The organism is Bradyrhizobium sp. SZCCHNR1015, assembly GCF_032489875.1.
Classification (GTDB): domain Bacteria; phylum Pseudomonadota; class Alphaproteobacteria; order Rhizobiales; family Xanthobacteraceae; genus Bradyrhizobium.
Genome location: NZ_JAUEYW010000009.1, coordinates 286,565 through 300,396 on the forward strand (window position 1 = coordinate 286,565; position 13,832 = coordinate 300,396).

Sequence of the window (13,832 nt, forward strand, 5' to 3'; positions counted from 1 at the left end):
ACGACAGCGAGTTTCAGAGCGCGCTTCTGAGTGCGCCGCCCGTCTCATCCCTCCCGCCGCGTCACCCCCGTCGCGATCGCCGCGGCGGCGGTTCGGTTCTCGACGCCGAGCTTGGCGTAGATCTGCTCGAGGTGCTTGTCGACGGTCCGCGGGCTCAGCCCCAGGATCTGCGCGATGTCGCGGTTGGTCTTGCCCTTGGACAGCCATGACAGCACTTCGCCCTCGCGCGTGGTGAGACCGAACTCGCTGGAGAATTCCTTGGGCAACTCACCGGAGGACTCCTTGGCGAGCCGCAGCAGGAACTCGTTGGGCCCGGCTCCGCCCATGTAATAGAGGCGCAATTCGGGATGATCGGGGATCGAAGCGGCGGCCTTCCCGCCGCCGTTCTGCGCCTGATCCAGCCAGAGCCGCAGCGCTTCAGGAAGAACGAGCTCCTCGGCGGTGCCAAAACTGTCCGACAGCAGCTTCTGCGCCTGCGGCGTTGCCCACATCAGCCGTCCCTCGCGGTTGACGGCGAGCAGGAAGCGGCCGGAGACGTCGAGCGCGGCGCGCGCACTCTGCGTCATCCGGGCGTTGGCGAGATGCACGCGGATGCGCGCCAGCATCTCCGAGACGGCGATCGGCTTGGTGACGTAGTCGACGCCGCCGGCCTCCAGTCCCTTCACGATATGCTCGGTATCGGCGAGCCCGGTCATGAAGATGACGGGGACGTTGGAGAGACCCGTCTCGCGCTTGAGCTTGCGGCACGTCTCGAAGCCGTCCATGCCGGGCATGACGGCGTCGAGCAGGATGATGTCCGGCGTGATCTGGTCGATGATGCGCATGGCCGCGGCGCCATCGAGTGCGACCATGACCGTCATGCCGGCACCATCCAGCGCGTCGGTGAGCAGCCGAAGCGTCTCCGGCGAGTCGTCCACCACCAGCGCGACATCGCGCTTCCTGCTGTCAGTGCTCATAGGCATGCAAGGTCTTCAGAGTGGCCATGTACTGATCGAGATCGAAGCGGTCGATAAGCGTGCGCATCTGGGCGACGAAGTCGGCATGCTCCGGATGCGCGTTGCTGATGTCGTCGAGCTTGAGCTGAATGGCCCTGATGTAGCCGATCTGGCCGAGGCTCATCAGCTCCTCGACATAGTTGAGCGGGGGCCGGGACCCGGTGTCCGGCCGCCAGCGTGGCGGCGCCGCTGGGATGTCGGTCTGGTAGCTCCATTCGAGCTTCAGCAATTGACGTATCGCCTCCAGCAGCCTTGGGATGTCGATCGGCTTCATCAGGTAGCTGTCGTGGAATGGTTGCGCCAGCGGCCGGCCATGCGCTTCGAGCGCGCTCGCAGATGTCATCAGGATCCGGGCCTGATGATGACCGCTGTTGCGCAAGGTCTCGGCCACCGTCCAGCCGTCCATGCCGGGCATCGAGATGTCCAGAATGAACAGGTCCGGCTGGCAGTGCTGTGCGAGCGCGAGGCAGGCGGGACCGTCGGGCGCGCTCAGCAGGATGAAGCCGAGCGGCGTCAACACCTCGCGCAGGAGGTCGCGATGAACGGGATCGTCGTCGGTGATCAGAATCGTCCTGCGCGGTCCGAGATAGCCGGCGACCGGCGCCTTCACCGGCGCATGCCGCGTCGGGTTGGTGACCTCGGACAGGAGGATCTTGACCTTGAAGGTGCTGCCGGTGCCGACCCTGCTCTCGACCTTGATGTCGCCGCCCATCACCCCGGCGAGCAGGCGGCTGATCGTCAGGCCCAGTCCCGTGCCGGTCTGCGGTTGAGCGGCCCCGAGCGCGCCGCGCTCGAACGGCGCAAAGATGCGCTCGAGGTCGTCGGGCTGGATGCCGGGCCCGGTATCAATCACCTCGAACTCCGCGACCGGACTGCGATAATGCACGACGAACTGGACGCTGCCTTCCGCGGTGAATTTGATCGCATTCGACAGCAGGTTGATCAGGATCTGGCGCAGCCGTTTCTCGTCGGCGTAGACGACCAGCGGCAGTACCGCCGGCCGCTTGAACACGAAGTCGACGCCCTTGGCGGCGGCTTGCAATCGGAACATGCCCACAAGCTGGTCGAGGAATTCGCTGAGACGGACCTCGTCGCGCGACAGATACAGCCGCCCGGCTTCGATCTTGGAGATATCGAGGATGCCGTCGATCAGGCCGGACAGATGATCGGCGCTGCGGCGGACGACGCGGACCTGGTCCCGCGGCTTCGGTGCGAGGCTCGTGTCCTGCTCGAGCAGTTGCGCATAGCCGGAGATCGCGTTCAGCGGCGAGCGCAGCTCGTGGCTGAGGCCGACGACATAGCGGCTCTTGGCGAGGTTGGCGGACTCCGCAACCTCCTTGGCGCGCTGCAGCTCGGCGTCGGTGCGCTTGTGCGCCTCGATCTCCTGAATCAACAGCTGCGTCTGCCGGCGTGTCTCGGCCTCGGCGGCGCGACGGCTCTGCTGCGCCAGCACGAACAGCCAGGTCACGACGCCGATGATGATGGAGAGAGCGAAGAACACCTTCCACAGCACGTCGGAGATGATGCCCTTGAATCCTGGCAGCGCCGCCGAGGTCTCCAGATAGATCATGCCGAGCGTCAGCGCGACGAGTCCGGCCGATGTCAGAAAGACACCGACATAGTGACCGAGCTGCGAGTTGATCTTGGCGAGCACCGACCCCGGCAGCATGCCGCCAAGCGCCGCGGCGACCTGGGCTTGCGCCCGCGCGTGCGGTTTGCACAGATCGTGACAGCGAGCGTCGAGCGAGCAGCACAGCGAGCAGATCGGGCCGGCATAGGCCGGGCAGGAGGCGGTGTCCTCCGGCTCGAAATGATGCTCACAGATGCAGCATTGGATCTGCTCGATGTTCTGCCAGCTCCGCTTCGGCTTGCGCGCCAGATAGTACTTTCCGTCGGTCAGATAGGCGATCGCGGGCGCCGTGACGAGCGCGACGCCGAGCGCGACGAAAGTCGACAGCGCCTTTCCGGTCGGACCGAACAGGCCATAGAAGGCGCAGATCGAGACGATCGTGGCGATCGTCATCGCGCCGACGCCGACCGGATTGATGTCGTAGAGATGAGCGCGCTTGAACTCCATCTGCGGCGGGCGCAGGCCGAGCGGCTTGTTGATCACGAGGTCGGCGACCAGGGCGCCGACCCAGGAGATCGCGATGTTGGAGTACAGCGCCAGCGTCTGCTCGAGCGCCTTGTAGACGCCGATCTCCATCAGCAGCAGCGCGACCACGACGTTGAAGACCAGCCATACGACGCGTCCCGGATGACTGTGGGTGAGGCGGGAGAAGAAGTTCGACCAGGCGATCGAGCCGGCGTAGGCGTTGGTAACGTTGATCTTGATCTGGGACACGATCACGAAGGTGCCGGTCAACGCAAGCGCCAGGTCCGGCCGGGCCAGCACGTAGCGGAACGCCTCGAGATACATGTGTGCCGGTTCGGCGGCGCGGTCGGCCGAGACTCCATGGCTGAGCGCGAAGTAGGCCAGGAACGAGCCCGCAAGCAGCTTCAGCGCACCGAGCACGATCCAGCCGGGGCCTGCGGATAACAGCGCAATCCACCATGACCGCCTCGACGTGCGGCGATCGCGCGGCAGAAAGCGCAGGAAGTCGACCTGCTCGCCGATCTGGGCGACCAGCGAGAACACGACCGCCGCCGCGGTCCCGAACAGCGCCAGATCGAGATGGCCCATGGGATCGCCATGCTCGCCGGGAAACTGCAGCCAATCGGCGAAGGAGTGCGGGCTCGCATAGGCGATTGCGGCAAAGGGCAGGACGTGCAGCACGACCCACAGCGGCTGCGTCCACAGTTGGAAGCGGCTGATCAGCGTGATGCCGTAGGTCACGAGCGGGATGATGACGACGGCGCTGATGAGATAGCCGACCGGGCGCGGAATGCCGAAGCACATCTCGAGGGCGGAGGCGAGGATCACCGCCTCGATGGCGAAGAAGATGAAGGTGAAGGAGGCGTAGATCAGCGAGGTGATGGTGGAGCCGATGTAGCCGAAGCCGGCGCCACGCGTCAGCAGGTCGATGTCGATGCCGCATTTAGCTGCATGATAGGCGATCGGCAGGCCGCAGCAGAAGATGATCACGCTGGCGACTAGGATGGCGGCGGTCGCATTGGTCACGCCGTAGTTCAAGGTGATTGTGCCGCCGATGGCCTCCAGCGCCAGGAACGAGATTGCGCCCAGCGCGGTGTTGGCGACGCGGGCGGCCGACCAGCGCCGCGCGCTCTTGGCCGTGAAGCGGAGCGCATAGTCCTCCAACGTCTGGTTGGCGACCCACTGGTTGTACTGGCGCCTGACGCGGTCGATCCGCTGCCGCCCTGCCACTTTCGAACTCCTCACCCGCGGGCGCTTGTCCGCAACTCGCCTGCCCCTCGCAAGACCTACGCAGAGCCTACGTCGCGCTTTTGCGGTGCAGTATACGCAATCTTGCGTATCCGTGCGTTGCACAAACCGCGCCATCCTTCGTCTGACCCAACGCGTGTCCTCGAACCAATGAATGGGGTGCTCATGTCAGATGAAACCAAAAAGGGCCTGAAGTCGCCACTTCGGCGCCAATTGCTGATGGGAATGGCCGCAATCCCGGCGCTGGCCATGATGCCGCGGCCATCCTTTGGCGCCGGTCCCGCAACCTCCGCTGTCAACACCACCGGACTTGCAGTCACCGATAGCGAAGTGACGGTCGGCATCCTGCATTCGGTCACCGGCACGATGGCGATCTCCGAGACCGGGTCGGTGCAGGCCGAGAAGCTCGCGATCGAGCAGATCAATGCCGCCGGCGGCGTGCTCGGCCGCAAGATCAAGTACATCCAGGAGGACGGCGCCTCGGATTGGCCGACCTTCGCGGAGAAGGCCAAGAAGCTCCTGGTCAACGACAAGTGCGCCGCCGTGATGGGCTGCTGGACCTCGGCCTCGCGCAAGGCGGTGCTGCCGGTGTTCGAGCAGTACAACGGCATGCTGTACTACCCGACCTTCTACGAAGGCCTCGAGCAGTCCAAGAACGTCATCTACACCGGCCAGGAAGCCACCCAGCAGATCATCGCCGGCCTCGACTGGGTCAACAAGACCAAGGGTGCGAAGACCTTCTACCTGCTCGGCTCCGACTACATCTGGCCGCGCACCTCGAACAAGATCGCGCGCAAGCACATCGAGGGCCATCTGCAGGGCTGCAAGGTCGTCGGCGAAGAGTACTTCCCGCTCGGCCACACCCAGTTCAACTCGGTCATCAACAAGATCAAGCTGACCAAGCCGGACGTGATCTACGCGATCATCGTCGGCGGCTCCAATGTCGCGTTCTACAAGCAGCTGAAAGCCGCCGGCATCGACATGTCGAAGCAGACCTTGCTCACCATCTCCGTGACCGAGGACGAGATCGACGGCATCGGCGGCGAGAACATCGCGGGCGCCTATGCCTGCATGAAGTACTTCCAGTCGCTCGACAACCCCAACAACAAGGCCTTCGTCGCCGATTTCAAGAAGATGTGGGGTGAGAAGACCGTGATCGGCGACGTGACGCAAGCCGCCTATCTCGGTCCGTGGCTGTGGAAGCTGACCGTCGAGAAGGCCGGCAGCTTCGACATCGACAAGGTCGCCGCCGCCTCGCCAGGCATCGAGTTCAAGGGCGCGCCGGAAGGCTATGTCCGGATCCATGAGAACCACCATCTCTGGTCCAAGACCCGCGTCGGCCGCGCCAAGGCGGACGGTCAGTACGAGCTGATCTACGAGACCGCCGACCTGGTCGAGCCCGATCCGTTCCCGAAGGGCTATCAGTAAGTCGCGAGTCGCGCATCGCGACGGCCGATGAAGCGACGCCGTTGCCGCACAACCAGTGCGCTCCCTCCCCCCTTGTGGGGGAGGGTTGGGGAGGGGGGTACCCCACCCACAGTTCGTCGTGTGGACCCCCCTCCCTGGCCCTCCCCCACAAGGGGGGAGGGAACGACCTTACCGGCGGCAATGCTGCGGGCGCCAACGCGCATCGCAAGTCAGTGCGCACCGACACCACGCATCACGAGAGGACGGATCATGTTCGGTGACTATTCCATCGGCGACCTCGGGGCTATCTTCGCGATGCAGGGGTTCGCAGGCCTCATCCTGTTTTCGGTCTACGTGCTGATGGCGCTGGGGCTTGCCATCATCTTCGGCCAGATGGGCGTCATCAACATGGCGCATGGCGAGTTCATGATCCTCGGCGCCTACGTCACCTGGATGACCTCGAACGCCTTCCAGCATTTCCTGCCGTCGTTGTTTCCGGGCTACTTCTTCGTCGCGATGATGCTGGCCTTCATCGCCTCCGGAGCGCTCGGCATGCTGGTCGAGTGGGCGATGATTCGCCGGCTCTACAAGCGGCCGCTCGATACGCTGCTCGCGACCTGGGGCCTCAGCCTGATCCTGCAGCAGGCCTATCGCTCGGTGTTTGGCGCGCGCGAGGTCGGCGTCGAACTGCCTGAGTGGATGATGGGCTCCTGGCAGGCGACTGACGCGATCCAGATTCCGATCAACGGCATGTTCGTGATGTGCCTGACCATTCTGATCACGATCGTGGTCGCCTATGTCCTCTTCCTGTCGCGCTGGGGCAAGCAGGTCCGCGCCGTCGTGCAGAACCGCGTGATGGCCGGCGCCGTCGGCATCAACACCGAGAAGGTCGACCGCTACACCTTCGGTCTCGGCTGCGGCATCGCCGGTGTCGCCGGCTCCGCCTTCACGATGATCGGCTCGACCGGCCCGACCGCCGGCCAACTCTACATCGTCGACACCTTCCTGGTCGTCGTGTTCGGCGGCGCCGCCAGCCTGATCGGCACCATCGCCTCTGCCTTCACCATCTCCCAGGCGCAGTCGACGATGGAGTTCTTCATGTCCGGCTCGATGGCCAAGGTGCTCACTCTGCTGGCGATCGTCGCCATCCTGATGCTGCGGCCGCAGGGCCTGTTCGCCCTCAAGGTCCGCAAATAGCCGGAACGCGCAGGAATCGGGAATCAGAAAGCACCGTCATGATCATCAATACGCGCTTCTTCAATCGCTCCGAGCTCATCGGCTTCGTCTCTCTGCTGCTTCTGCTCGTGGTCATCCTGCCGCTGGCGGTCGACATCTTCCGCCTCAACCTGGTCGCGAAGTACCTGACGTACTCCTTCGTCGCCATCGGCCTGGTGCTGTGCTGGGGCTATGGCGGCATTCTGAGCCTGGGGCAGGGTGTGTTCTTCGGCCTCGGCGGCTACTGCATGGCAATGTTCCTCAAGCTTGAGGCCTCCAGCGTCGCCAACACCAAGATCCAGTCGACCCCTGGCATTCCCGACTTCATGGACTGGAATCAGCTGACGCAGCTGCCGTTCTTCTGGAAGCCGTTCCAGAGCTTCCCGTTCGCGCTCGCCGCGATCATCCTGGTGCCGGCGATCTTCGCCTTCATCATCGGCGCTGCGATGTTCAAGCGGCGTGTCGGCGGCGTCTACTTCGCCATCATCACCCAGGCGATCGCGGCCATCATGACCATCCTGATCGTGGGACAGCAGGGCTACACCGGCGGCATCAACGGCATCACCGACCTGCGCACCCTGCACGGCTGGGACATCCGCACCGATCACGCCAAATACATCCTCTACTTCGTCGAGGTGTTCTTCCTGTTCGCCGCCATCCTGGTCGCGCAGTTCATCCGTCTCACCAAGCTCGGCCGCATCCTGGTGGCGATGCGGGAGCAGGAGGACCGGGTCCGCTTCTCCGGCTACAGCGTCGCCAATTTCAAGATCTTCGCCTTCTGCGCCGCGGCGGTATTCGCCGCGGTCGGCGGCGCGCTGTTCACGCTCGAGGTCGGCTTCATGTCGCCGTCCTTCGTCGGCATCGTGCCGTCGATCGAGATGGTGATCTACACGGCGGTCGGCGGCCGGCTCTCGATCTTCGGCGCGGTCTATGGCTCGCTCCTCGTCAACTTCGCCAAGACCAGCCTGTCGGAGACCTTCCCGCAGCTCTGGCTGTTCGGCTTGGGTGCCTTGTTCATCGCCGTGGTTCTCGCCTTCCCGAACGGATTGGCCGGAATCTGGGGTGACTACGTGCAGCCGCGCATCGACCGGCTGCTGGCGTCCCGCAGCAAGAAGCCCGGCAATGGCGGCCTGGTCGCCAACGGCGCCCCCGCAGAGTGAGGAGACAGCGATGCTCATCGGTCATCAGCCCAAGGAATTCCTGCTCGCGGTCGAAGCCCTCACCGTCTCGTTCGACGGCTTCAAGGCGGTCAACGATCTCTCCTTCTACGTCGAAGAGAACGAGATCCGCGTCATCATCGGCCCGAACGGCGCCGGCAAGACCACGGTGCTCGACCTGATCTGCGGCAAAACCAAAGCGACCTCGGGCTCGATCCAGTTCCGCGGCAAGGAGCTGACCAAGCTGCGCGAGAACGAGATCGTCAAGACCGGTGTTGGCCGCAAGTTCCAGACGCCGTCGGTGTTCGAGGATCTCAGCGTGTTCGAGAATCTCGAGATATCCTTTCCGCGCGGCCGCACCGTGTTCGGCTCGCTGACCTTCCAGCGCGACGCGGTCGTCAAGGATCGCGTGGAGGAGGTCGCGGAGATGATCTTCCTGAAGGATCGTCTCAAGACCTCGGCGGCCGAGCTCAGCCATGGCCAGAAGCAGTGGCTCGAGATCGGCATGCTGCTGATCCAGAACCCGGACCTTCTGATGCTCGACGAGCCTGTGGCCGGCATGAGCGTCAGCGAGCGCGCCAAGACCGCCGAGCTGCTCAACCGCATCATCAAGGACCGTTCGGTGCTCGTCATCGAGCACGACATGAAGTTCGTCGAGGACATCGCCCACAAGGTCACCGTGCTGCACCAGGGACAGATCCTATCCGAAGGCACGATGGACAAGGTCAAGAACGACCCCAAGGTCGTCGAAGTCTATCTGGGGCACTGAGCGATGATCGCGATCTTGTTTGCTCCGAGTGACGCTGCGTTCCCCTCCCCCTTGTGGGGAGGGGCTAGGGGAGGGGGCCCACGGCGGCAGTATCGCTTGGGACTACCCCCCTCTCCAACTCTCCCCCACAAGGGGGGAGGGAGCGCGCTGCCGATGTTGCTGCAGCCTCGTCCCAATTCATCACTTTGCAGGAGCCATTGATGCTCGCAATCTCCGATCTCCATGTCGCCTATGGCCAGAGCGAGGTGCTGCATGGCCTGAACGTCAAGGTCGCGCCCAATGAGATCGTTGCGATCATGGGGCGCAACGGCATGGGCAAGACCACGCTGATGAAGTCGCTGATGGGCATCCTGCCGTCCAAGAGCGGCTCCATCGACATGAACGGCACCGAGCTGTCGGGCCTGAAGAGCTACGAGCGCGTCGCCAAGGGTCTCGCCTACGTGCCGCAGGGCCGCATGATCTTCTCGACGATGACGGTCAAGGAGAATATCGAGACCGGCCTCGTCGTCTCCGGCGAGTCCGAGGTGCCCGGCGACATCTACGAGCTGTTTCCAGTGCTGCTCGAGATGAAGGGCCGACGCGGCGGCAATCTCTCCGGCGGCCAGCAGCAGCAGCTCGCGATCGCGCGCGCGCTCGCCACCAAGCCGAAGGTGCTGCTGCTCGATGAGCCGACCGAGGGCATCCAGCCGTCGATCATCAAGGAGATGGCGCGCACCTTGAAGCGCATCCGCGACGAGAAAGGGCTGTCCATCGTTGTCTCCGAGCAGGTGCTGAGCTTCGCGCTCGACATCGCCGACCGCGTGCTGGTGATCGAGAACGGCGAGATCGTCCGCGACGATCCGCGCGAGTCCGTCGATGCCGCGCAGGTCTCGAAATATCTGTCCGTCTAACCACTCCGTCCAAGCAAAGGTAAAGGGGAGCTCTTGATGCCTGACACACTGATCAAGGTCGATCTGACCAAGTCGGCCTACGAGAACGACAAGGTGCACAACCGCTGGCACCCGGACATTCCGATGGTGGAGTGGGTCAATCCCGGCGACGACTTCATCATCGAGACCTATGACTGGACCGGCGGCTTCATCAAGAACAACGACTCGGCCGACGACGTCCGCGACATCGACCTGTCGATCGTGCACTTCCTGTCCGGCCCGATCGGCGTCAAGGGCGCCGAGCCAGGCGACCTCCTGGTCGTCGACCTGCTCGACGTCGGTCCGCTGAAGGAGAGCCTGTGGGGCTTCAACGGTTTCTTCTCCAAGCAGAACGGCGGCGGTTTCCTGACCGACCACTTCCCGCTGGCGCAGAAGTCGATCTGGGACATCAAGGGCCTCTACACCTCGTCGCGTCACGTGCCCGGCGTGAACTTCGCCGGCCTGATCCATCCCGGCCTGATCGGCTGTCTGCCCGATCCGAAGCTGCTGGCGACCTGGAACGAGCGTGAGACGGCGTTGATCGCGACCAACCCGACCCGCGTGCCGGGCCTCGCCAATCCGCCGTTCGCACCGACCGCGCATGCCGGCCAGGCCAAGGGCGACGTCAAGGCCAAGATCGGCGCCGAGGGCGCCCGCACCGTGCCGCCGCGCGAGCATGGCGGCAATTGCGACATCAAGGACCTGTCGCGCGGCTCGAAGATCTACTTCCCGGTCTACGTGCCCGGTGGCGGCCTCTCGATGGGCGATCTGCACTTCAGCCAGGGCGACGGCGAGATCACCTTCTGCGGCGCCATCGAGATGGCGGGCTGGCTGCACATCAAGGTCGACGTCATCAAGGACGGCGTCGCGAAGTACGGCATTAAGAACCCGATCTTCAAGCCGTCGCCGATCACGCCGAACTATCGTGACTACCTGATCTTCGAGGGCATCTCGGTCGACGAGGCCGGCAAGCAGCACTATCTCGACGTCCACATCGCCTATCGGCAGGCCTGTCTCAACGCGATCGAGTACCTGAAGAAGTTCGGCTACTCCGGCGCCCAGGCCTATTCGATCCTCGGCACCGCGCCGGTGCAGGGTCACATCTCCGGCGTGGTCGACGTGCCCAATGCCTGCGCGACCTTGTGGCTGCCGACCGAGATCTTCGACTTCGACGTGATGCCGTCGGCGGCAGGCCCGATCAAGCACATCACCGGCGATATCCAGATGCCGATCTCGCCGGACAAATAACCCTCTCCCTGTGCGACGGGATGCGGGACCGCCGCGTATTTGGCCGCCCCGCATCCGCCGCGCGGACGAGAGAGACGATGTTGCGCAGGAGACGAGACAATGCCGGTCTATGAATATCTCTGTGACGAATGCGGCCCCTTCACCGACATGCGCCCGATGTCGGAATGTGACGAGCCGCAGGTCTGTCCGCAATGCCAGGACATGGCGCCGCGGGTGATCCTCACCGCGCCCGCCTTCGCCTGCATGCCGGCGGAGCGGCGCACGGCGCATGCGACCAACGAGCGCAGCCGCCACGCGCCGCAGACGGTTGCCGAGTACAAGGCCAAGCATGGGCCGGCCTGCGGCTGCTGCTCGCCGAAGAAATCGCCGCGGCTGATGACCAAGTCCAGGAGCGGCGCCAAGGGCTTTCCGACGGCGCGCCCCTGGATGATCAGCCACTGAACGAACGCGAGGGGCGGCGTGTCCGCCCCTCAGCGTGAGGCCGGCACCCGGCGTGGTCCCGGCGCGGGCTGGCCGCCGAACTTGACGCTCATCGCATTGGCGCCGTCGCTGATGTCGACCAGCGTCTTGCGGCCCTCGTCGATCACCTTGGCGGACTTGCGCTTGAAGCTGTCGACGAGCTCGCGCATGGACTTGATCTGGTCGAACAACTGGCCCGGATTGCCGTCCGCGAACCCGGGAATGGCGCCGTCGATCTTGGTGACCAGCGTATCGAAGCCCTTGAAGACATCCTCGGCCTTGTCGATCGCAGAGTCGAAGGCGGCGGTCTTGGCCTGCAGCGAGGCGGTCTCCGTTTCGAACGTCTGCAGCGCTTGCTTGATCGCCGGTGCGTTGCTGACGACGTATTTGTCGATGTTGTGCACCGTCTCGACCATCGTCTCCTGGTCCTTGAGGTCGGCCGTCAGCACCGGCACGCCGTCGCGATCCAGCGGCACCGGCGGAGCGGTCGGCGCGCCGCCGACCAGCGAGATCGCAGCGATACCGGTCAGGCCCTGGAACTCGATGCCCGCTGTGGTGTCCTTGCGGATCGGCGCTGACTTGTCGAGCGTGATCATGGCAACGATCTTGCGCGGGCTCTCGAGATTGATCGAGAGGATCTGCCCGGCCTGCACGCCATCGAAATTCACCGGCCCGCCCTTGCGGAGGCCGGCCGCCGAACCGCCGTCGAACACCACGCGCATGGTGCTGCGCTGCTCGGCGATGCGGCGCTTCTGCTTGATCAGGACGCCGCTGATCCCGGCCGCGACGGCCGCGATCGTCAGGGTTCCCACGATAAGATTGATCGCGCGCATTCCGTGTCCACTGCTGCCTCTGCTCGATTTTAGCCGCAATGTCTCCCGGTTGAAAGCTCAGCGCGCGAGGCCCGGCCGGGAGGGCGCGGCGAGGCCGGCCAGCAGCACCGCCAGGATACCGGTGAGAAAAATGCCGTCGAACGTCCCGGCGCCGCCGATCGAGGCCACGGGCGCGCCGAGGCTGCCGATCTTGTCGAGGTTCATCAGGTCGGCGCCGACCAGCGTGCCCATCGAGCCGCCGATATAGGCCAGCGGCGCGGCATATTCGCGCGACAGCAGGAACGCCAGGATCGCGGTCACGACCACCGGCGCGAACACCGGCACGGCGATGCCGACGCCCTGCACCGGCGTCGCCATCGCGTGGATGATCACGGCGATCACCAGCACCGCGATCGCGGCGCGCAGCCAGAGCTGGTAGCGCAGCATGAGATAGGTCGACATGATCGTCGGGATCACCGCGCCGCCGACATTCACGGCGAGCAGAGTACCCGGCCATTGATGCACCAACGGCACGACATATTGCATGCCGAAAAAGTCGATGATCTCGCCAGAGCGCGCGACCTGCCCAGGCAGCATGGTGATCGGGATGTTGAAATAGCTGCCGACCAGCGAGCCGAACAGCAGCAGCATCGCGGTGCCCGAGCTGACGCCGAGCTTCATGTAGGCGTAGCGCAGGATGCCGAACTGGATCAGGACGATCAGGACGCCGAAGGCGAGCACCAGGATCGCAAAGAATACGGGCGTGATCGGCAGATATTGGATCTGGGAATGCATGTCGAAAGCGCTTCGATGATGGACCGTGCTGCCCGCGCAGGATCATCTCACGCGGGCGACAGGGTGACAAATGGTCATTCGGCGCCTAGTTCCCAAGGGCAGCCATGGTCTCGTTCATTCTTCAGACGCGATCAGCGTGGCGTGCAGCACGTAGCGCTCCGGGCCCTGTGTCAGCGCGTCGAACGGCCAGCAGGTGGAGAGCACGAGCTCAGGGCGTTCGGTGTCCGGATCGATGCCGGACGCATCGAAACGCACGACGCTGGCCCCGTCGGCGCGATAGCGGAAGGTCTTGCCGTCGCGCCTGACGATGTCGATCTCGTCGCCGATGCTGACGTCCTTCAGGAAGCGGAAGTGCGTGTCGCGATGGGCGGAATAGACGGCGATTCCGGTCTCGCCCGGCTCGGCCGTGCCCTCGACATGGCCGGCGCCGAAGGCGAGTGCCTGGCCGCTCGAGCCGGCCAGCGCGATGGTGGAGACGCCGAGGCTCTTCACCTCGATGCGCGCGACCGGGACGGTGTCGGCCCAGGACCATGGCTTGACCGCATGGCCGGTCGCAATGGTCCGGGTGAAGGCGCGATCGAGCAGCACCTGCGCCACGATCGCCTTGGCATGGATGAGGGCGCCGTGGCCGAACAGGATGAGGCCGACAAGCGCGACTGCGAGCGGGATGACAAATCGTGGCATTCTCTCTCCTCCGTCATTGCGAGCGAAGCGAAGCAATCCA

Annotated in this window: 12 protein-coding genes; 7 read left to right on the forward strand and 5 right to left on the reverse strand. The window is 64.5% G+C overall.

Annotated elements, in window-relative coordinates; all coding sequences use genetic code 11:
- Positions 1-44 precede the first annotated feature (44 nt).
- Positions 45-956, reverse strand: a complete 912-nt coding sequence (locus QX128_RS17515; RefSeq protein ID WP_316179431.1) for a response regulator transcription factor — start codon at positions 954-956, stop codon at positions 45-47.
- Entirely contained in the window at positions 946-4,320 is a 3,375-nt protein-coding gene (locus QX128_RS17520) for an ATP-binding protein (protein WP_316238055.1), read from the reverse strand. Before QX128_RS17520 ends, QX128_RS17515 begins: the two co-directional genes overlap by 11 nt.
- A 183-nt stretch (positions 4,321-4,503) precedes the next feature.
- Here QX128_RS17520 and urtA point away from each other — a divergent pair, with 183 nt between their 5' ends.
- From urtA to QX128_RS17555, 7 genes are all read left to right on the forward strand, one after another.
- Positions 4,504-5,766, forward strand: a complete 1,263-nt coding sequence (gene urtA / locus QX128_RS17525) for an urea ABC transporter substrate-binding protein (RefSeq protein ID WP_315801686.1) — start codon at positions 4,504-4,506, stop codon at positions 5,764-5,766.
- 249 nt (positions 5,767-6,015) lie between these two features.
- The gene (gene urtB / locus QX128_RS17530; RefSeq protein ID WP_315801685.1) at positions 6,016-6,942 is read left to right on the forward strand and encodes an urea ABC transporter permease subunit UrtB; all 927 of its coding nucleotides are present in this window, start codon (positions 6,016-6,018) and stop codon (positions 6,940-6,942) included.
- Positions 6,943-6,980: 38 nt separating this feature from the next.
- Positions 6,981-8,120, forward strand: coding sequence for an urea ABC transporter permease subunit UrtC (gene urtC, locus QX128_RS17535; protein ID WP_315801684.1), 1,140 nt, complete (start codon positions 6,981-6,983; stop codon positions 8,118-8,120).
- Between the two features lie 10 nt (positions 8,121-8,130).
- Positions 8,131-8,886: an urea ABC transporter ATP-binding protein UrtD gene (gene urtD, locus QX128_RS17540; protein ID WP_315801683.1), complete on the forward strand. Its 756-nt coding sequence runs from the start codon at positions 8,131-8,133 to the stop codon at positions 8,884-8,886.
- A 200-nt stretch (positions 8,887-9,086) separates the two neighbouring features.
- Complete coding sequence (gene urtE / locus QX128_RS17545) at positions 9,087-9,776, forward strand: urea ABC transporter ATP-binding subunit UrtE (protein WP_315801682.1); 690 nt, start codon at positions 9,087-9,089, stop codon at positions 9,774-9,776.
- A gap of 36 nt (positions 9,777-9,812) precedes the next feature.
- On the forward strand, positions 9,813-11,042 hold the full coding sequence (gene fmdA / locus QX128_RS17550; protein WP_035648524.1) for a formamidase: 1,230 nt from the start codon (positions 9,813-9,815) through the stop codon (positions 11,040-11,042).
- Positions 11,043-11,141: 99 nt separating this feature from the next.
- Complete coding sequence (locus tag QX128_RS17555) at positions 11,142-11,483, forward strand: zinc ribbon domain-containing protein (RefSeq protein ID WP_316238056.1); 342 nt, start codon at positions 11,142-11,144, stop codon at positions 11,481-11,483.
- Positions 11,484-11,512: 29 nt separating this feature from the next.
- Here QX128_RS17555 and QX128_RS17560 read toward each other — a convergent pair whose 3' ends face one another.
- From QX128_RS17560 to QX128_RS17570, 3 genes are all read right to left on the reverse strand, one after another.
- Entirely contained in the window at positions 11,513-12,334 is an 822-nt protein-coding gene (locus QX128_RS17560; RefSeq protein ID WP_316238057.1) for an MlaD family protein, read from the reverse strand.
- 57 nt (positions 12,335-12,391) lie between these two features.
- Complete coding sequence (locus tag QX128_RS17565; RefSeq protein WP_316238058.1) at positions 12,392-13,108, reverse strand: DUF1614 domain-containing protein; 717 nt, start codon at positions 13,106-13,108, stop codon at positions 12,392-12,394.
- A gap of 114 nt (positions 13,109-13,222) precedes the next feature.
- On the reverse strand, positions 13,223-13,792 hold the full coding sequence (locus QX128_RS17570) for a class GN sortase (protein WP_316238059.1): 570 nt from the start codon (positions 13,790-13,792) through the stop codon (positions 13,223-13,225).
- Positions 13,793-13,832 lie beyond the last annotated feature (40 nt).